Source organism: Klebsiella spallanzanii (assembly GCF_902158555.1).
Lineage (GTDB): Bacteria > Pseudomonadota > Gammaproteobacteria > Enterobacterales > Enterobacteriaceae > Klebsiella > Klebsiella spallanzanii.
Map to the genome: position 1 here is coordinate 1 of NZ_CABGGS010000046.1, position 18,829 is coordinate 18,829.

The window sequence follows — 18,829 nt, forward strand, 5'->3', positions numbered from 1 at the left end:
GTGGAGCGGCGGACAGTGTTCGGTGGATTTAAGTCAGGCAAAAACAAAGGAAACGCTATGTCGCTAAGTAAAAAACTGACGCTTTTTATTGGCTTAATGGCGCTGGGGACAACGTCGGCATGGGCTGCCTGTACGCGCGGCCCCGCACCAACCGTGCAATTGGATATGGCAATGGGCAGGGTGGTTGTAAACCCCGACTTACCCGTAGGAGCGGTCATTGCCACACAAAACTGGACCATGCCCGCAGGTTCCGGCATTAACTATCGATGCACCGGTACCACCGTTTTTAAAGCTAGCATTGTGGCTTCAGGCGTCACCGACCTGGGAAATAAAGTTTATTCTACCAATGTGCCGGGTATTGGTATGCGTTTTAGCCGCGGCGGTTCAACGGTCAATATTATCTATCCGGGGTCGTTTACGACAGGAGGCGGTAATTTTTCGCTTGAAGGGTCGCGTTTTACGCTGGAAATCATAAAGACCGCAGCGGTAACCGGCAGCGGCACCCTGGCGGCGGGTAAATATACCTCTTATGACTGGGAGAACGGTAATAACCCGATCCTGGTGACGCTCCTGAGCGCCAATGCGATAACCGTGGTTTCACCCTCGTGTACCATCCTGAGCGGCAAAAATATGAACGTTGATGTCGGTACCATCAAGCGCAGCGATCTCAACGGCGTGGGAACCACCGCCGGGGGTAAGGATTTTAATATTGAGCTACAGTGCAGCGGCGGGTTAAGCGAGTCGGGGTACGCCAATATTCAGACTTCTTTCTCCGGCACGTTGGCGACGGGGACGGCCTTGACTCGCGGGGCGTTGCTGAACGAAAAAGCAGGAACCTCGCTGGCGAAAGGCATTGGTATTCAGGTTTTGAGAGAAGGCACGCCGCTGGAATTTAACAAAAAATACAGCATCGGGAGCTTGCGCACGCAGGAAACCCGCTTTATCACCCTGCCTCTCCATGCGCGCTTCTATCAATATGCGCCGACTACCAGTACCGGTGAAGTGGAGTCGCACATGATCTTTAACCTGACGTACGATTAATGCGGGAGGCGGGTATGAGTGATTCAGCAAAGTATAAAAATAGCACACGACTCATTCAGTTGGCCTTGATGAGCGGGACGCTTATTGCCTCCTCGGCGTGGGGATTCGAGACGAATTACGATCGTGGGCGGGTTGATTTTGCCGGACGAGTGACCGACATCTCCTGTAGCGTGGCGCTTAACGGCGGCAATAATGCAGGGAGTGGAAGCGTCTGGCTGGCGCCGGTCAGCCTGGCAGAAGTACACGATCGCGGGGCGGGGGCATTTATGAAACCACAACCTTTCACGCTGGAACTCTCAAACTGCCAGCTTCGCCATGATGGCGGCGCGGCGGATAAAGATGAAGTTCGGATGGTGAGCGTACGCTGGATTGATGGGTTTATGGTCAATTCCGTCAGTAATGAAAACGCCGGTTATCTGGCTAATACGCGCGCGGACGGGGCCAGCCATATTTTCCTGGCCCTGTCGACTAACGACAATAATACGCTGGACAAGAGCAATAAAATTGTCCCGGCTGACCCGCAGCAAAACCGGGTGCCTCTGGTCGAAAAGGCGGTGGATGGCGGGATATTTACTTATTACATTGGCTACGTTACGCCAGCGCCGGAAAAAGCGACCAGCGGTCCGTTGACCAGCTGGGCGACCTGGGAGTTAGTTTATAATTGAGTGATTGATTGACTTTATTGCGCGAATGTTAATATTGATGCCGGAATGCTCCGGCATTTTTTTAAACCTTGATATCTTCTTTGACCAGTTGTTCAATACTGACTTCCTTCCAGTAGTGTCCCTGAATAGCAAACCATTCCATGCCCTGTAACCATTTCTTGTGCGCTTCACTTTCTACGCCTTCAATAATCACATTATGGTGGTTACGGGAAAGAAAGGTGATCAGCGCGTCCATCAATGGTCGGCCAGAATCTTTTTGCATTAAATGCCAGAAGAAGTCTTTATCGATTTTGACATAATCAAAATGGTAGCCTCGAATCGCGCTAATACCCGCATTACCTGAGCCAAAATCATCGAGCCAGAGCGTCGTACTTTGCGGATCGCTCCAGGTTGCAAGAGCATTGTTCAATAATTTATTCGAGTTTTCTGTTACCTCAAAGTGAACGCAGCCAATGTGATCAACGAGGTTTTTAATCTCTGGTCTTAGCAATATGTTGAGTATATGGTCATCAACATTGATTGTTGCAGAGATGCCGTTTTTATTAAACCACTGTTTATGTTTTTCAATAAGCGCCAGCTGCTCCATGAATATGCTCTCGCGCAATCCCGTATTGGCATAGCGGAAGAAGTTTTCTGGAGAGATAGACAGGCTATCGAAACGACTCAGGCACTCAACGGCGACGAGCGTACCTTTTGGGGAAAACATCTTTTGAAAGACATAACGAACGGATATATCGCTACGTGATAAATTATGGTTGGAAAACAGAGTCGCGTTCATTATCTCTCGTCAAAAATAAGGTCAGAGGTAAGGAGAGGATGATATTATTATAGGTGACCTTTCTGCCGATGGGAATGATTATTAAAGGCAGATTACCAATGAATTATCGACTTTTGATTGGTCACCCACATATTTTTGGCTTTAGCACCGATACATATTGACTATCCTTTTATTCATTATCCGTGAGTTATTCATCCCCAGTTTCTTCATAATATGTACCTTATGACTGTGTACCGTTTTGTGATCAATATCGAGGAGTAATGCGATTCTTTTATTGTTGTTACAGGCAATGATTAGCTCCAGAACCTGAAGTTCCCTGGCGGTTAGCTTACGCCGGGTACATAACCCCTGGCAGCCATCGGCGGTCAAAGGTCTGTTGATGATGGCTGAGAAATCTGATAAAGAAGATTTTTCAGTCAAAATCAATAAATTATCAATATCAAGCAGTTCCCGGAACAGTCTGGAGAGGTCACTTTTTACAATTAAAACCAGCAAAGCGCAGTGCGTAAGACGCTTGCGCAGGGTGTTAAGCAATGCGACCGTTGTGGCTGCTGAGATATCCTTATGGATGATATTGATAACAATGGTCGCGGTTGATGGCGCGCTGGTCCCCTTAACAATATCCTGAAAGTTAAGGGCGGTGATGTTTTTTTTGTTATCAATCATATAATCATGGATTGATTGCCCAATGATATTGTCATCGGTGTAAAGTAATATACTGTCCAATGTCTTCAGACTCTCTTTTTTCTCTTGGCTTCCATAATCAAGTCGAGCAGCACTTTCTCGATTCTCTTCTTGTTATCAAGATGGCGAAATTTAAATTGACAGGAAATCTGGTAGTAGCTATCTGATTTTTCGTTATCATCTAAAGTCACCATGACAACATTTTTTATAACTAAATCTACGGTGATTTCACCATATTCAGCGAGGGCCAGAATGGCATTCTTGAGGGTTGCGTTATGACTGAGGAATTTCAGATTGGGGCTTTTGGTCATCAGAGCACAACCGCCGTCCGAAATGTCTTTGATTTCGAATAGATAGTTTTCTCCGTTCTTATGCCGGCCGTGGCAGAAAAATTCGTGCTCGTGGCGTAGACGGAATCGCGGATCGCGCCGTCGTTGTACCACCTGGATACATTCAGGCAAGGTAAATGCGACCTTATTGCATTTGCCTTCACCATGAGCATAGTTTTTCTTTAGCGTTGAGCAAAACTCGATTTTCCCTGAATCGCTATGCAGAATAAATTTAACTTTATGCCCAGCGGGGATTTTGCTGGTAGTGGAGATATGGAATTCAGCAAAATCTACACGCGTGAGCTGGGTAATGGTGCCTTTGTTATTAACAAAAACTTCTATCTCCGCCTGCTTTCGCAGTTCCTCCCTGAAAATAGCAATAATTTCATACTTACTGGTCTTTATCGTTCCCTCTGTCATGTGAAATCCTTGTGAATTGTTATTGTGTATGGTTAATTTTTTATATAGCAATACAAACATTCTGATTGTGTTAATCAGATGTTTTTATGAGCATTTGATGTTGTTAGCTATCTTTGCAGCTAAATTGATTTGTATAAACTTTGAATGAGATATTGTTTTTCCTGTAATCAAGAGTTCAAAAAAATTTGGCGAGACAAAAACGACAGAAGCCTCCAATAAGGAGGCCAGTCGAAAGAGTATAAAACTATGCTTTGTATAGGGTTATCCGTCAGAGAATTATGCGGAAAGAGCCTAATTTGTAGGATGTATAGTGCCAGCGGCTTTGAGGTAATTCCAGGCAAATATTAAGGAGCAGGCTCCTGCAACATTTCATTTGCAGAAGCCCGGAAATCAGGATTGAGGCTGGAGGTTATCCAGAATGGCTAATGCGTCAGCCGGTAGGGTTAATTCTGCAGCGGCAAGGTTTTCGTGCAGATGCTGCAGCGAAGAGGTGCCTGGAATGAGCAGGATATTTGGTGAGCGCTGTAGCAGCCAGGCCAGCGCCACTTGCATTGGCGTAGCGTCTAGCGACGCGGCAACATCGTTAAGTTCCTGGGCCTGAAGCGGTGTAAAGCCGCCAAGCGGGAAAAACGGAACCCAGGCGATGTTCTGCGCCGCCAGGTCGTCAATCAGCGGGTCATCCTGACGATTCGCCACATTATATTGGTTCTGCACGCAGACGATGGGCGTGAGTTTTTGTGCATCCGCCACCTGTTTGGCGGTGACGTTACTTAGCCCGATATGGCGAATTAACCCGCGCTCTTTAAGCTCCAGCAGCGTGGTTAATGGCCCTTCCAGCGAACCTTCAACCGGGCCATGAGCGCTGAGCATACTGCGCAGATTCACCACCTCCAGAACGTCAAGGCCCAGATTGCGCAGGTTATCTTCTACCGCCTGGGTCAGTTCTGCGGGTGACATCGCAGGCAGCCAGTTACCCTTTTCATCACGCCGGGCGCTGACTTTCGTCACGATGCACAGTTCGTCGGAATAGGGATGCAGGGCTTTGCGGATGAGCTGGTTGGTGATGTGCGGGCCGTAAAAATCGGAGGTGTCGATATGATTAACTCCCGACTCGACGGCTTCTTGCAGTACGCGGATAGCCGTCTCAGGATCTTTTGGCGGGCCGAAGACGCCGGGCCCTGCAAGCTGCATCGCCCCGTATCCCAAACGATAAACCTGACGATCGCCTAACGTGGCGGTACCGGATAATTTTACGCTGGACATAGAAACTCCCCCTGATGGTGTGCAGGCTCTAAGTGTATGCCCGTCAGAAGGATTGGGGGGATAAGAATATTGGCAGAAAGTGCGGCGAAAGAGAGCCTTCGCCGCACGGGGGATCAACTGAAGAACATCACCGAAACGCACAGCAAACCGATGACCAGGGTAATAAAGTTGCCCACTGAGCGGTAAGGCTTTAGCGCTGGGATAAGGTAGGTCGACAGGGTCGGCATGATAAACAGAATCATCGCAATAAGCGGACCGCTGATGGCGTAAATCATTGAGATAGCGTTGGGATTGATAAAGCAGACCACAAAGGTCAGCGTCGACACCAGCAGAATCGACATCGCCCGGTTAAACGCGCGACTCTTGCGAATACCTGCCTGGGCGAGGGACGTTTTGACGATTTCGCTGGCCCCTTCAATCACCCCAAAATAAGTGCCAAGGAACGATTTTGACATCGCCACTACCGCCACAATAATCCCGGTAACCGATAGCCACGCCGGTGAACCCGGCATCATCGACAGTGCGGAAAGAATGGTAACCCCTTCGTTACGTGCGGTTTCAATATAGGTTGTCGGTATCGATAGCAGGCAGCTAAAAACGAAAAACAGTACGCTGGCGCAGATGAGGGTGTAGGCCACCTTCATGATTTTTTTGCATTTACCCATGGCCTGCTCGCCGTATTTCTCCTGCTGATCGATAGCAAAAGTCGAAATGATCGGCGTATGGCTAAAAGCGAAAACCATCACGGGAATGGAGATCCAGATTTGGTGGAACGTGTGCGAGGTCAGCTGCATTTGGCTGGTCAGATGCTCCGGCTGCCAACTGCCCATTAAATAGATGGAGAGGAACAGGAAGCAGGCGATCAGCGGGAAGACTAAAAAGCCCATCACTTTAATGGTGATGTGGCGACCCATTAAAAAGATCAGGTTTAGTACCAGTACTACGCCCAGGCTAAGCAGTGCCCGCACGCCAGCAGTGATGGGCACATGCCTGGATAACTGCTCGGCAAGTGAATTGGTAATGGCGACGGCATAAATCAGCACCACCACGAAAAAAGCGAGGAAATAGAGGCCGGTAATCAGATTACCAATCTTTTTACCATAATAGTGATTAACGGCGCCGGTGATCCCCGCGCTCGGGGCGATTTTGGCGGAAAGGATAAACTGGCTCAGCGCTTTATGCGGCCAGTAGGTGAGCGGCCAGGCGACCAGCGCGGTGATGAACAGGACGATGGCGCCAGCGGATCCCAGTTGGATCGGCAAAAATAACGTGCCAGCGCCTACAGCAGTGCCATATAAGGCGAAACTCCAAAGAGTCTCTTCTTTAGACCAAATTTTAGACATTTTGCGACTTTATCAACCAAAAAACTAACAAAAAGGAGTGCAATTTATCACATTAATGAATTTGCTGCGGCGATAGTTTCTGGCGGATAAATGAAGCGATAGATCGCCCGTTATTGGTCGGGCGATCCGCGAAAGCCTACTGGCGGGCGGCGATTCGCCGCTGGCGAACTTTGATCGCGCGCTCGCGCAGCGTATCCCACGCCCAGTTAAAGGCCATGGTGTAGGGCAGGAAGAACAGCATAAAGCCGATTTCCAGCATAAACGCCTGCATCAGTGAAACGCCAAGCACCAGCGCGACCATCGTCACGCCGATAACGATAAAGCCTGTTTCAAAGCCGATAGCGTGCAGCGCGCGGACCCGCAGGTTTCGTACGACCCGGGACACCGGCCACAGGCGGTCAAAGATCGCGTTATAGATAATGTTCCAGACCATCGCCAGCGTCGCGAGCAGAATGCTGAGTCCACCCATTTCGACCACCGACCGCTGCATCAACCATGCGGCGGTCGGGGCGAGGATCAGCGTGGCGAGACCTTCAAAGCTGATGGCGTGAATGATGCGTTCCGTCAGCGTTTTGCGCTGCGCGTTAAGCTGTTGCATGGCTTGTTACCTCCGGCCTTCAAAAGAAATTACCCGGCATTTTATGGATAAATATGATAAACAAAAGATAGTATCCATCGATAAAGTAGATAGTTTATGCGCTATTCTCCCGAAGCTCTCACTGCATTTGTCGAAACCGTGGCCTGCGGTTCTTTTTCTGCCGCGGCGCGGCGGCTGCGCAAAAGTCAGTCCACCATCAGCACCGCGATCGCCAACCTGGAAGCCGATCTTGGCGTGACGCTCTTCGATCGCAGCTCCCGGCAACCGACGCTCACGCCGCAGGGCGAACAGGTTCTGAGCTATGTGAAAGCGATTCTGGCAGCCAGCGACAGGCTGGATGAGCTGGCTATTTCGTTATCCGGCAAGACGGAAGCGCGGCTGACTTTTGTGCTCTCCGATACGCTGCATCCCGATGTGCTTGAAGATTTGCTGGCGCAGTTTGACCGCCGTTTTCCGCATACCGAATTTGAGTGCCTGATTGGCGAAGATGATGACGTTATCGACCTGTTGCAAAAGGAGCGGGCGCAGGTCGGGCTGATAGAAGCCAGGGATAGCTACCCGACGGACATCGGCAGTATCCGGCTGCCGATGCAAACCGAAATGGCCATCTTTGTTGCTCCCCGACACCCGCTGGCGACTCAGGGCAGGGTGACCCGGGATGAGCTACTCAGCTGGCGCGAGCTGCGCCTGAGCACCTATCTGGAAAATAGCGCAGAACCGGCGCGCGGACTGGTATGGTCAGCGCCTAACTATCTGCTGCTGTTCAGCATGGCGGCTCAGGGACTGGGATGGTGTATTTTGCCCAGCGCGCTGGTGCAGGAGTTTGCCGGTAGCGGCAGCCTGGTGGCGCTGGATATTGCCGGTTGGCCGCGGGTGATTTCCACTGATTTACTGTGGAATAAAAAAGCGCCGCCGGGAGAAGCGGGAAGCTGGCTACGCCAGCATCTACAAGGTCACGGGCGCTAAAATCGCCCATAATCTTTGTGATTTCCCTCACTTTTTTTAAACAATTGCGAAAATTTTTGATAACAATTCACTACTATGATGCTGTTTCTTTGCGCAGAGGCAGAGCAGGGGTAGAGGATGAAAGATGTCGTAATCGTCGGCGCGTTGCGAACGCCAATAGGCTGTTTTCAGGGTACGTTGTCGCGTCATTCGGCGGTGGAACTGGGCAGCGTAGTGGTGAAGGCTTTAATCGAGCGTAGCGGCGTTGACCCCCAAAGTATTGATGAGGTGATCCTCGGCCAGGTCCTGACCGCAGGAACCGGACAAAATCCGGCGCGTCAGTCGGCGATCCGCGGCGGGCTGCCCAATACCGTTTCTGCGATTACCATTAATGACGTCTGCGGCTCCGGGTTGAAAGCGCTGCACCTGGCGACTCAGGCTATCCAGTGCGGCGAAGCGGACGTGGTGATCGCCGGAGGTCAGGAGAATATGAGCCGCGCCCCGCACGTGCTTACCGATAGCCGGACCGGCGCGCAGTTGGGCAACAGTCAGCTTATTGATAGCCTGGTTCACGATGGTCTGTGGGATGCGTTCAATGATTATCATATGGGCGTGACGGCGGAGAACCTGGCCCGAGAGTATGGTATCAGCCGCGAGCTGCAGGATGCCTGGGCGCTCAGTTCGCAGCATAAAGCGCGGCGGGCGATTGATTCCGGCCGTTTTCGCGATGAGATAGTTCCGGTGAGCACTGAGCTTAACGGAATTCCTCGGCTGGTGGATACCGATGAACAGCCGCGAGTTGACGCCAGTGCTGAAGCGCTGGCCAGCTTGCTTCCGACCTTCGACCGACTGGGTTCGGTTACCGCAGGTAATGCCTCAAGCATTAATGATGGCGCAGCGGCGGTGATGATGATGAGCGAATCTAAGGCTCAAGAGTTGGGGCTGCCGGTTCTGGCGCGGATCCGCGCGTTTGCAAGCGTAGGCGTCGATCCGGCGCTGATGGGTATCGCACCGGTACACGCCACCCGTCGCTGTCTGGAAAGGGCGGGCTGGAGGCTGGACGAAGTCGATCTTATCGAAGCCAACGAAGCTTTTGCGGCCCAGGCCATTTCGGTGGGAAGGGTGCTGGAGTGGGATGAACGGCGGGTGAACGTGAATGGTGGTGCGATTGCGCTGGGCCACCCGATAGGTGCTTCCGGCTGTCGTATATTGGTTTCCCTGGTTCATGAGATGATTAAGCGCGATTCCCGTAAGGGACTGGCTACCTTATGTATCGGCGGCGGTCAGGGGGTGGCATTGGCGGTTGAACGCGAATAAGCCCTTTCTGATGTGATTTTTCTGAGCCTCCTTATGGAGGCTTTTTTGTTTTTTATCAGCAAGCTTTTTTCCTTCGCAAAATCCCTTCATAACGCTCTATTTTGTTGAGCTTTGTCACGTCTTTATGTGCCACCTTTTTTGAAACAAATAATTACGATCTCGATCACTAAAACATCATTGCCTAAAAAATAAAATGCAGTTTCATAAAAACGAAACGATATTTTAATTATAAGGGGTATTTTATGTTTGCAAGATCTCTGGCCCTTGCTGCACTCTGTGGCATGTCTTTCGCGGCTTCAGCAGTCACGGTGGATTTACGTCACGAATTCATTGATGGTGGGAAATCGGACAAGAGCAACGCTGACCGCGTTTCCGTCTCCCATCGTTTCGCTAACGGCTTTGGCTTCTCCGTTGAGGCTAAGTGGAAGTCGGGCGGTGAAAACACCAGCCAGCCTTATTCTGATTTCGTCGGTAATGGTCATGAAGAGACCATTAGCTGGCAGTGGAAGGCGGATAAAAACTTCTCAGTAACGCCCGGGTTTGCGATTGAAAGTAACGATAGCCGCTCAATCTATAAACCGAACCTGCGCGTACAGTACAGCTTCGATAACGGCTTCTACGTTGCTGCCCGCTATCGTTATGACTACACCCGTTATCCGGCGAATGCAGGCAAAGACGATGATAAGGTAAACCGTGGCGATGCGTGGGCCGGTTACGTCCTGGGCGACTGGCGTGCTGAGCTGAACTACGTTTATGCGCGCAGTACCGAAGGGGTTAAACGTAACGACAATAAACCGTACTCTCAGGAATACAACCTCAAGGTCGCGTATAAGCTGGATAAAAACTGGGCGCCGTACGGCGAACTCGGCAACGTCGGCGTCAACGACCGTAGCGACCGTCAGACCCGCTTCCGCGTGGGTGTTGCTTACTCATTCTAAAATAAAAAACGTCCTCATCGTTTTCCCCGGAGCAGTCAGCCGGGGTTTTCTGTTTGTATTAACCCATCTTCCCGGAGGCGGTGCTGCGCACCTGTCCGGGCTACATTACGTGCTAATGGGGTAGTCCGGGTAAGGCGTTTACGCCGCGACCCGGGGGAAAACGCCGGGCATAAAAAAGCCCTCCGAAAGGAGGGCAAGGCCAGTTACAGAAACACTAACTCAAACAGTGGCTAACGCTATGCCTTCAGCATCTCAGGATGCGATGGCAGCTTCGCAATATAAACGGCAGGTTTGCCGTCTTTATCGGAACTGAACAAAATGGCGCTATCGTCCGGCGTAAAGGACGGATGCGGGTGGGTCACCTGGCGACTATTGGCCACCGTTGCCCATGAGGTATCGTGACGCGCGATACGGAAATATGCCTGCTTCGCGACGTCAAAAGCGTACAGATACGGATCGTTATCAATGGTATAGCCACTGGTGTCTTTTACATCCACCGGGGTACCGGAACCATCGCCCACCAACATGGTGCCGTCGAAGTTACTCATCAGATGCGAACAGGCTGGCATCTGCATCACCGCTTCATTGACGCCGGTATCCGGATTGAAGCTATAAATTGTGCGGCCCTGCTGCCCCTTCAGATAAGAGACGTATACCAGCGCGGAGCCGTTTGGTACCCAGAATTCGTGGGTGCAGCTCTCGCCTTCGGCATGCTCTTTGACTTTGCGCACGTTGCTGCCGTCTTCATTCACCATCCACATCCGCGCATCCACCAGGTCGTGCGGACCTTCATGACAGAAAGCGACCGTGTTGTCATCGAAAGGACGATAAATCGGGTGGCCCAGCCATTTTTTCTCTTCGTGGATCACGCTGCTTTCGCCGGTTTGCAGATCGACGCGCAGCAGGCGGCAGTGAGGGCCTTTATGGAAGAAATCGTGGAAAATCTGCCAGTCATTGAGGGGCGTCCAGTCGCTTTTGGCGATCTCGATACCAACCAGTTTGGTGCAATCGCTGTTAGCGACCCAGGTACCGTAACCAACCCACTCATCGGCAACGCGATAAACTTCACGCTCTTGCAGGGTGGTGAGATTAACTTCCAGCAGCGTACGGTCATTCTTCACGTAATAGAGGGATTTATCATCCGGGGAAAGGAAACCGCCAAAAGTATTATCACCGGCACCTTCCGTTAGCTGAACCGCCTCGGCTTTCGCCAGATCCAGCAGATAGTAGTTCCAGTTGCCGTCGAACTCGCCGGCAAACAGCAAATGGCTGCCATCATTGAAAAAACACTTCTGATAGAAATAGTTACGATGACAGGTCACTTCCGGTGGGGTTAAGCGGGTGATCTCCGCGCCGGTGTCCGGATCGCGGCTGACTTCATAATTCAATTTAACCCGCATGCCTTTAGCCATGATGTACTCCTTTTCCTTCCCGATATGTCGCCAGCCTGCGTCGGCCAGCCTGTGGAAGTTGATTTAAAAGATAGGTGTTAATTTATCAAAACATCGTTTCATTATTTGTGATGGCGGGCGCAATTCGCAACAACTCCTTGCTCTGGATCGCATTTTTTTGTCGCCAGCCCGACAGTCGTGAAGGCGAGCTTTGTTTTTCTGCTGGCTTTTTCCAATTCATTGTCTTTTTTCAAAGACGGATTAACTTATTGTATTTAATTGTATTGTTGGCGTTTTTAGCGATCGTTTACGCAGAGCTTCGTGATCTGTTTTGCATTTTTAACATTTACTTATCTTAAAATTGAAACAACGTTTTAATAATAATTGAAAATGACTTTAGGTGGGGCTAATATGTGCTCACTGCAAAACGGAACTCTGTTTTATTTTTATGATGGGTAAATCCCAGCGAGTTCTTCAAACCATAAGGGTCTGCGCAAGCAGCAGGCTGAACTATCAGAACCTTGCCTGTGCCTGCACAGGCTCTGAAAGATTAAGGAACCAAGTATGATTCTCGATGCATTCTCCCTGCAGGGCAAAGTGGCCGTAGTGAGCGGTTGTGACACCGGTCTGGGCCAGGGTATGGCCGTTGGCCTGGCGGAAGCTGGTTGCGACATCGTGGGTATCAATATTGTTGAACCGTCGGAAACCATCGAGCGCGTAACGGCGCTGGGCCGTCGTTTTCTTAGCCTGACCGCCGATCTGCGCCAGATTGACGGCATTCCGCAGCTGCTGGAGCGTGCGGTGGCTGAATTCGGCCATATCGACATTCTGGTGAACAACGCTGGCCTGATTCGTCGTGAAGACGCGATTGAATTTAGCGAGAAAAACTGGGACGACGTGATGAACCTGAACATTAAGAGCGTGTTCTTTATGTCTCAGGCGGCGGCGAAGCACTTTATCGCTCAGGGCAACGGCGGCAAGATCATTAACATCGCGTCCATGCTCTCCTTCCAGGGCGGGATCCGCGTGCCGTCTTACACCGCGTCCAAAAGCGCGGTGATGGGCGTAACCCGTCTGCTGGCCAACGAGTGGGCGAAGCATGGTATCAACGTGAATGCGCTTGCGCCGGGCTATATGGCAACCAACAATACCCAGCAGCTGCGCGCCGACGAACAGCGCAGCAGCGAAATCCTCGACCGTATCCCGGCGGGACGTTGGGGTCTGCCGAGCGACCTGATGGGGCCGGTGGTATTCCTGGCTTCCAGCGCTTCTGACTACATCAATGGCTACACCGTGGCGGTTGATGGCGGCTGGCTGGCGCGCTAATTTTCGCCGCGTTATCAAAGAGTATGGACGATCCCCTCTCCCCTGTGTGGAGAGGGTGAGGGAAAAAAACGAACCCTCTTCACTTTCAAGCGCGTCTGTCAGCAATCTCACCCTGCTTCGGCAGGTTTTTTTATGCCTTAACAATAATTGTCCATATCATGAAATTAGAATAGTCCATATGGTTTATTTATTTTTCCGCTGAGTAGCTATGTGTGATGGGATATTTCGATAATGAGATGATTATTTTCTGTACTTTTGAAAGTTGAATGTCCATCACAAAATGATTGTTCGTAGCAAATTAATCCATATCTTTGGCTTGTCCTGCCTGACACCTTAGCCCGTCGATCCCGTACTTTCATCGTATGTCTTACTCTGTCTGGCAGGAAAAAAATGACTTCAATTAGTAACGACGCTGCAACAATGCCGCGTACGCAGCGCGATACCCGGCGCATGAATCAGTTTGTCTCGATTGCCGCAGCGGTGGCGGGATTATTATTTGGCCTCGATATTGGGGTGATTGCCGGGGCGCTGCCCTTTATTACCGATCATTTTGTGTTATCCAGCCGCCTGCAGGAGTGGGTGGTGAGCAGCATGATGCTGGGTGCCGCGATCGGCGCGTTATTTAACGGTTGGCTCTCGTTCCGTCTCGGGCGTAAATACAGTCTGATGGTTGGCGCCGTACTGTTTGTTGCTGGTTCTATCGGTTCCGCTTTTGCCGCCAGCGTTGAAATGCTGCTGGTGGCAAGGGTTATTCTCGGCGTTGCCGTGGGCATCGCCTCCTATACCGCACCGCTGTATCTGTCTGAAATGGCGAGTGAAAACGTGCGCGGCAAGATGATCAGTATGTATCAACTGATGGTGACGCTGGGGATCGTGATGGCGTTCCTCTCCGATACCGCGTTTAGCTACAGCGGCAACTGGCGGGCGATGCTGGGCGTGCTGGCATTACCGGCAGTGGTGCTGATTGTGCTGGTGGTCTTCCTGCCTAACAGCCCACGTTGGCTGGCGGAAAAAGGGCGTCACGTCGAGGCGGAAGAGGTACTGCGGATGCTGCGCGATACGTCAGAGAAAGCCCGCGATGAACTCAATGAGATCCGCGAAAGCCTGAAGCTGAAGCAGGGCGGCTGGGCGCTGTTTAAGGTCAACCGCAACGTGCGTAGGGCGGTATTCCTCGGCATGCTATTGCAGGCGATGCAGCAGTTTACCGGCATGAACATCATCATGTACTACGCGCCGCGCATTTTCAAAATGGCCGGTTTCACCACCACCGAGCAGCAGATGGTGGCAACCCTGGTGGTCGGCCTGACCTTTATGTTCGCCACCTTTATCGCCGTCTTTACCGTCGATAAGGCCGGGCGTAAACCGGCGCTGAAAATCGGTTTTAGCGTTATGGCTATCGGCACGCTGGTGCTGGGTTACTGCCTGATGCAGTTTGATAACGGCACCGCATCCAGCGGACTTTCCTGGCTGTCGGTGGGGATGACCATGATGTGCATCGCAGGCTATGCGATGAGCGCCGCGCCGGTGGTGTGGATCCTGTGTTCGGAAATTCAGCCGCTGAAATGCCGCGACTTCGGCATTACCTGTTCAACCACCACCAACTGGGTATCGAACATGATTATCGGCGCGACCTTCCTGACCCTGCTGGATGCGATTGGCGCGGCGGGAACCTTCTGGCTTTACACCGCGCTGAATGTCGCCTTTATCGGCGTGACGTTCTGGCTGATACCGGAAACCAAAAACGTCACCCTGGAGCATATCGAACGTAAGCTGATGTCCGGCGAGAAGCTGCGCAACATCGGTAATTAACTATAACGACTCGCGCGGCAGCCACGGGCTGGAAACCCGTACCGTCTCCCGATGGCTGTCGCCGTTAATAATATGCAGGGCGCTCAGGCGCCCGATTTCATAGTGCGGCAACTGTACCGTTGAAAGCGGCGGTAAAAACAGATCGCCAATCCCCACCATATTGTCGTAACCCACTACCGCCACATCCTGTGGGATGCGCAGCCCCTGCGCCAGCAACGTCTGGTAAACCATAAACGCGATGCGGTCATTGCCGCAAATGACTGAGTCAAACAGCGGTTTCTGCTGCCGGATATGCGCCAGCACGACAGCGGGAATATCGCGATAGTGCTCATCGCCGTACGCCATATAGCAGTGATCGAGCGTGTCAGGATCGATATTCGCCTCCCGACAGGCGCGCTCCAGCCCCTGACGGCGGCGAACGGTCGCCAGATGATTGGCCGGGAGGTGCAGACAAAGTGGGCGACGATAGCCAGCGGTCAGCAGTGCCTGTACCGCAGCGTACTGACCTTGCTCATCATCCGGGATATAGCTGGCGACCGGATCGTGCAGACTTTCACAGTTGGCCAGTACGCAGGGAAGGGTTAACAGCTTGGCCGGAAGCGGTACCTGCCGCAGGCCCATGGTGGTGTAGATAATCCCGTCCGGGCGGTGGGAAAGCAGCAAATCGACAATGGTTTCCGGGCTATCATCGGAAAACATGTTAACCACAAAGCTGTTCCAGCCGTGTGCCCGAGCGGTTTCTTCGATAGACAGCGTGATCTCCACCGAGAAGGGCGTAGTGACGGTATCCAGCGCCAGCACCCCAATGGTATTTGGCGTGGCGTGAGCGCCGCGGATTTTTTTCGCTGACAGGTCGGGGACATAATTGGTCTGTTCAATCGCGGCCTGAACGCGAACCAGGGTCTCCGGTTTCAGCCTTTCCGGGTTATTCAGCGCCCGCGATACCGTCATCAACGACACATTCGCTAGCTTTGCCACATCTTTCAGGGATGCCATATTGAGTGCTCCACCCTCGCCGTCGGCAACGGGTTTTTACTAAGTTACTGATGTAAAAGGATCATACGATATTCTATCGTACACGTAGCGCGTGCGCAGGCGATGAATATTTGATCGCGATCGCACTCCTGTTATGTTAACGTTAACTTTTGTGATTAACATCATGAATCTCAGCAAAACGACATGAGTTCTGTTTTTTGTTAACGTTACCATATCAGCATTACTCCAACATGAGAATGTCATGATGAAAGCGCATCACTCTCACAGCTATCCGTTACTCAGTGCATTACTGTTTTTCTTTTTCGTAACCTGGTCCTCTTCCGGTTCGCTGCTTTCTATTTGGCTGCACCAGGAAGTAGGTTTGAAAGCGGGGGACACCGGCATTATTTACGCGGTGCTTTCCGTCTCCGCGCTGTTTGCCCAGGTTTGCTATGGCTTTATCCAGGACAAACTAGGGCTGCGTAAAAATTTGCTCTGGTACATCACCGTACTGCTGATCCTCTCCGGCCCGGCCTATATGCTGTTTGGCTACTTGCTGAAAATTAACGTATTACTCGGCAGTATTTTCGGTGGAATTTATATCGGCTTAACCTTCAACGGCGGTATCGGCGTACTGGAGTCCTACACCGAGCGCGTGGCGCGCCAGAGCCAGTTTGAATTCGGCAGGGCGCGGATGTGGGGATCGCTGGGTTGGGCTGTGGCGACGTTCTTCGCCGGTTTGTTGTTTAACATTAACCCGCACTTAAACTTCGCGGTGGCCAGCTGCTCCGGACTGGTCTTTTTTATGCTACTGGCGCGGCTGCGGGTCTCTTCCGCGCCGCATGCCATGCAGGAAGCGGTATCGGGCGGTAAAGTCACGCTGGAGGATGCTCTGCGTCTGCTGACCCTGCCGCGCTTTTGGGCGCTGGTTTTCTTCGTCATCGGCACCTGTATCTATGGCGTTTACGACCAGCAATTCCCGGTCTACTTCTCTTCCCAGTTCCCGACCTTGCAGGAAGGCAACGAGATGTACGGCTACCTGAACTCGTTCCAGGTGTTTCTTGAAGCCGCCGGTATGTTCTGCGCGCCGTGGCTGGTTAACCGCGTCGGCGCGAAAAACGGCCTGATCTTCGCCGGGATGGTGATGGCGATGCGTATGGTCGCTTCCGGGCTGGTGGAAGGGCCGCTGCTCATCTCTATTACCAAACTGCTGCATGCGGTTGAACTGCCGGTATTGCTGGTCTCTATCTTTAAATACAACAGCTTAAACTTCGACAAGCGTCTTTCGTCCACGCTGTACCTGGTTGGCTTTGCCTGCACCAGCTCGGTTATCGCTACGGTGCTGTCGCCGCTGGCGGGCTACAGCTATGAGAAGTATGGCTTCGCCCAGTCCTATCTGATTATGGGGCTACTGGTTTTCTGTACCACCTTTATCTCTATCTTCTTGTTGCGTTCCAGTAAGTCCTCTTCGGACCCGCTGGTGCCGCAAACTTCCGCTATCTGAATCAAAAGAGTAATGAATATGACGTATTCAATTTCCCGGGCTGAGCAAGAACTGCAAGCTAAACATGAAGAGCTGAACCTGCGCTGGTATCCACGCTATCACCTGGCCGCTCGCGCGGGCTGGATCAACGACCCGAATGGTCTGGTGTGGTTTGACGGCTGGTATCACGCGTTTTATCAACATCACCCGTACTCAACCCAGTGGGGGCCGATGCACTGGGGGCATGCGCGCAGTAAAGATCTGGTGCATTGGGAACACCTGCCGGTAGCGCTGGCCCCAGAAGGGCCCGAGGATAAAGACGGCTGCTTCTCCGGTTCCGCGGTGGTGGATGGTGATACGCTGGCGCTGATTTACACCGGGCATAAATTCCACGGCGATCCCAGCGACGAAGCCAACCTTTACCAGGTGCAGTGTCTGGCAACCAGCCGCGACGGCATTCATTTTGAGCGCCAGGGGATCGTCGTGGACACTCCGCCGGGTATGCACCATTTCCGCGACCCGAAAGTGTGGCGAGAAGGGGATTGCTGGTACATGATCGTCGGCGCTCGCGATGGCGATACCGGTCAGGTTCGGCTGTATCGTTCAAGCGACCTGCGCCAGTGGCAGGATGCGGGCGTTCTTGATGAGGCGGAAAAAGAGATGGGCTACATGTGGGAATGCCCGGACTTCTTCGCCCTCAACGGTAAGCATGTTCTGATGTTCTCTCCGCAGGGGCTGGCGGCAAAAGGCTATCAGAATCGTAACCTGTTCCAGAGTGGCTATCTGCTCGGCGACTGGCGACCGGGGCAGGCGTTTGTGCGCGAGGGGGCGTTTGTTGAAATGGATCACGGGCACGATTTTTATGCCCCGCAGAGCTTTCTCACCCCTGATGGCCGCCGCATCGTCATTGGCTGGCTGGATATGTGGGAATCGCCACAGCCGGAGCAGCGGGATGGCTGGTCAGGTATGCTTTCGCTACCGCGCGAGTTGAGCCTGAGCGAGGATAACCGCCTGCAGATGCGTCCGGCTAAAGAGGTGGAGAGCATGCGCGGCGCCTGGTTCCCGTGGCCGGTGACGACCCTGAAAAACCAGCAGACCACGATGGTGGAAAACTGCGAGGCGATGGAAGTGATCCTGCACTGGGATTGCGCCAGCAGCAGCGCCGAGCAGTATGGTATGAGCTTTGGCGATGGTCTGCGTGTATACGTGGATGCGCAGATGCAGCGCCTGGTGCTGGAGCGTCATTATCCGCAGTATGGCCTGTGCGGCACCCGCAGCGTTCCGTTGACTACCGAGGCAGACCTGAAACTAAGGGTATTCTTCGATAGCTCTTCCGTAGAAGTGTTTGTTAATGATGGCGAGGCTTGCCTCAGCAGCCGTATATATCCGGATGCAGACAATCGTGAATTATCTTTATTTGCCTGGAGCGGTTCGGCGTTTTTAACTGAAGCAGGAGCCTGGCAGCTAGAATAATCATTCTTTTATTGTTGTTAATAACCCGTCCTTGACGATGGGCGGGTTATT

17 protein-coding genes are annotated in these 18,829 nt (G+C 52.2%); 9 read left to right on the top strand and 8 right to left on the bottom strand.

Features of this window, described 5'->3' with window-relative positions; translation table 11 throughout:
- Window positions 1–57: 57 nt before the first annotated feature.
- Window positions 58–1,041: a fimbrial protein gene (locus FN082_RS26495; protein ID WP_047358721.1), complete on the top strand. Its 984-nt coding sequence runs from the start codon at window positions 58–60 to the stop codon at window positions 1,039–1,041.
- Between the two features lie 14 nt (window positions 1,042–1,055).
- Window positions 1,056–1,706, top strand: a complete 651-nt coding sequence (locus FN082_RS26500; protein WP_048998670.1) for a fimbrial protein — start codon at window positions 1,056–1,058, stop codon at window positions 1,704–1,706.
- A gap of 61 nt (window positions 1,707–1,767) precedes the next feature.
- Here the strand turns inward: FN082_RS26500 and mrkJ are convergent, their stop codons facing one another.
- The 6 genes from mrkJ to FN082_RS26530 all read right to left on the bottom strand — a co-directional run bounded on the left by mrkJ (window position 1,768) and on the right by FN082_RS26530 (window position 7,121).
- Complete coding sequence (mrkJ, locus tag FN082_RS26505) at window positions 1,768–2,484, bottom strand: cyclic-di-GMP phosphodiesterase MrkJ (RefSeq protein WP_049594234.1); 717 nt, start codon at window positions 2,482–2,484, stop codon at window positions 1,768–1,770.
- Window positions 2,485–2,625: 141 nt separating this feature from the next.
- Window positions 2,626–3,210, bottom strand: a complete 585-nt coding sequence (locus FN082_RS26510) for a helix-turn-helix transcriptional regulator (protein ID WP_142982664.1) — start codon at window positions 3,208–3,210, stop codon at window positions 2,626–2,628.
- 5 nt (window positions 3,211–3,215) lie between these two features.
- Window positions 3,216–3,917, bottom strand: coding sequence for a flagellar brake protein (locus FN082_RS26515; protein ID WP_139540191.1), 702 nt, complete (start codon window positions 3,915–3,917; stop codon window positions 3,216–3,218).
- Window positions 3,918–4,307: 390 nt separating this feature from the next.
- Complete coding sequence (locus tag FN082_RS26520) at window positions 4,308–5,180, bottom strand: aldo/keto reductase family oxidoreductase (RefSeq protein ID WP_139540190.1); 873 nt, start codon at window positions 5,178–5,180, stop codon at window positions 4,308–4,310.
- A gap of 113 nt (window positions 5,181–5,293) precedes the next feature.
- The gene (locus FN082_RS26525) at window positions 5,294–6,523 is read right to left on the bottom strand and encodes an amino acid permease (protein ID WP_139540189.1); all 1,230 of its coding nucleotides are present in this window, start codon (window positions 6,521–6,523) and stop codon (window positions 5,294–5,296) included.
- 136 nt (window positions 6,524–6,659) lie between these two features.
- Entirely contained in the window at window positions 6,660–7,121 is a 462-nt protein-coding gene (locus FN082_RS26530; RefSeq protein ID WP_139540188.1) for a multidrug/biocide efflux PACE transporter, read from the bottom strand.
- Window positions 7,122–7,217: 96 nt separating this feature from the next.
- Here FN082_RS26530 and FN082_RS26535 point away from each other — a divergent pair, with 96 nt between their 5' ends.
- From FN082_RS26535 to FN082_RS26545, 3 genes are all read left to right on the top strand, one after another.
- On the top strand, window positions 7,218–8,087 hold the full coding sequence (locus FN082_RS26535; protein WP_139540187.1) for a LysR family transcriptional regulator: 870 nt from the start codon (window positions 7,218–7,220) through the stop codon (window positions 8,085–8,087).
- Window positions 8,088–8,204: 117 nt separating this feature from the next.
- Window positions 8,205–9,383 carry an acetyl-CoA C-acetyltransferase gene (locus tag FN082_RS26540; RefSeq protein WP_139540186.1) on the top strand — a complete coding sequence of 393 codons (1,179 nt, stop codon included), beginning with the start codon at window positions 8,205–8,207 and terminating at the stop codon, window positions 9,381–9,383.
- A 242-nt stretch (window positions 9,384–9,625) separates the two neighbouring features.
- Window positions 9,626–10,321 carry a porin gene (locus FN082_RS26545; RefSeq protein WP_112213984.1) on the top strand — a complete coding sequence of 232 codons (696 nt, stop codon included), beginning with the start codon at window positions 9,626–9,628 and terminating at the stop codon, window positions 10,319–10,321.
- A gap of 236 nt (window positions 10,322–10,557) precedes the next feature.
- Here the strand turns inward: FN082_RS26545 and FN082_RS26550 are convergent, their stop codons facing one another.
- Window positions 10,558–11,733, bottom strand: a complete 1,176-nt coding sequence (locus FN082_RS26550; protein WP_139540185.1) for an oligogalacturonate lyase family protein — start codon at window positions 11,731–11,733, stop codon at window positions 10,558–10,560.
- A 543-nt stretch (window positions 11,734–12,276) separates the two neighbouring features.
- Between FN082_RS26550 and kduD the strand changes: the two genes are divergently transcribed.
- Window positions 12,277–13,038 carry a 2-dehydro-3-deoxy-D-gluconate 5-dehydrogenase KduD gene (kduD, locus tag FN082_RS26555; protein ID WP_139540184.1) on the top strand — a complete coding sequence of 254 codons (762 nt, stop codon included), beginning with the start codon at window positions 12,277–12,279 and terminating at the stop codon, window positions 13,036–13,038.
- 390 nt (window positions 13,039–13,428) lie between these two features.
- A complete protein-coding gene (gene araE, locus FN082_RS26560; RefSeq protein WP_142982665.1) occupies window positions 13,429–14,847 on the top strand; it encodes an arabinose-proton symporter AraE in 1,419 nt (472 codons plus the stop codon).
- Here the strand turns inward: araE and FN082_RS26565 are convergent, their stop codons facing one another.
- On the bottom strand, window positions 14,848–15,843 hold the full coding sequence (locus tag FN082_RS26565) for a LacI family DNA-binding transcriptional regulator (RefSeq protein WP_142982666.1): 996 nt from the start codon (window positions 15,841–15,843) through the stop codon (window positions 14,848–14,850).
- 241 nt (window positions 15,844–16,084) lie between these two features.
- On the opposite strand from FN082_RS26565, the gene FN082_RS26570 reads away from it, so the two are divergent.
- Window positions 16,085–17,326, top strand: coding sequence for an MFS transporter (locus tag FN082_RS26570; protein ID WP_139540181.1), 1,242 nt, complete (start codon window positions 16,085–16,087; stop codon window positions 17,324–17,326).
- Window positions 17,327–17,344: 18 nt separating this feature from the next.
- Entirely contained in the window at window positions 17,345–18,778 is a 1,434-nt protein-coding gene (locus tag FN082_RS26575; protein ID WP_185932169.1) for a glycoside hydrolase family 32 protein, read from the top strand.
- The last annotated feature ends 51 nt before the right edge of the window (window positions 18,779–18,829 follow it).

Coding starts and splice junctions, on each gene's coding strand:
- FN082_RS26495 (WP_047358721.1), top strand. CDS start 58: ATGTCGCTAAGTAAAAAACTGACGCTTTTTATTGGCTTAATGGCGCTG.
- FN082_RS26500 (WP_048998670.1), top strand. CDS start 1,056: ATGAGTGATTCAGCAAAGTATAAAAATAGCACACGACTCATTCAGTTG.
- mrkJ (WP_049594234.1), bottom strand. CDS start 2,484: ATGAACGCGACTCTGTTTTCCAACCATAATTTATCACGTAGCGATATA.
- FN082_RS26515 (WP_139540191.1), bottom strand. CDS start 3,917: ATGACAGAGGGAACGATAAAGACCAGTAAGTATGAAATTATTGCTATT.
- FN082_RS26520 (WP_139540190.1), bottom strand. CDS start 5,180: ATGTCCAGCGTAAAATTATCCGGTACCGCCACGTTAGGCGATCGTCAG.
- FN082_RS26525 (WP_139540189.1), bottom strand. CDS start 6,523: ATGTCTAAAATTTGGTCTAAAGAAGAGACTCTTTGGAGTTTCGCCTTA.
- FN082_RS26530 (WP_139540188.1), bottom strand. CDS start 7,121: ATGCAACAGCTTAACGCGCAGCGCAAAACGCTGACGGAACGCATCATT.
- FN082_RS26535 (WP_139540187.1), top strand. CDS start 7,218: ATGCGCTATTCTCCCGAAGCTCTCACTGCATTTGTCGAAACCGTGGCC.
- FN082_RS26540 (WP_139540186.1), top strand. CDS start 8,205: ATGAAAGATGTCGTAATCGTCGGCGCGTTGCGAACGCCAATAGGCTGT.
- FN082_RS26545 (WP_112213984.1), top strand. CDS start 9,626: ATGTTTGCAAGATCTCTGGCCCTTGCTGCACTCTGTGGCATGTCTTTC.
- FN082_RS26550 (WP_139540185.1), bottom strand. CDS start 11,733: ATGGCTAAAGGCATGCGGGTTAAATTGAATTATGAAGTCAGCCGCGAT.
- kduD (WP_139540184.1), top strand. CDS start 12,277: ATGATTCTCGATGCATTCTCCCTGCAGGGCAAAGTGGCCGTAGTGAGC.
- araE (WP_142982665.1), top strand. CDS start 13,429: ATGACTTCAATTAGTAACGACGCTGCAACAATGCCGCGTACGCAGCGC.
- FN082_RS26565 (WP_142982666.1), bottom strand. CDS start 15,843: ATGGCATCCCTGAAAGATGTGGCAAAGCTAGCGAATGTGTCGTTGATG.
- FN082_RS26570 (WP_139540181.1), top strand. CDS start 16,085: ATGATGAAAGCGCATCACTCTCACAGCTATCCGTTACTCAGTGCATTA.
- FN082_RS26575 (WP_185932169.1), top strand. CDS start 17,345: ATGACGTATTCAATTTCCCGGGCTGAGCAAGAACTGCAAGCTAAACAT.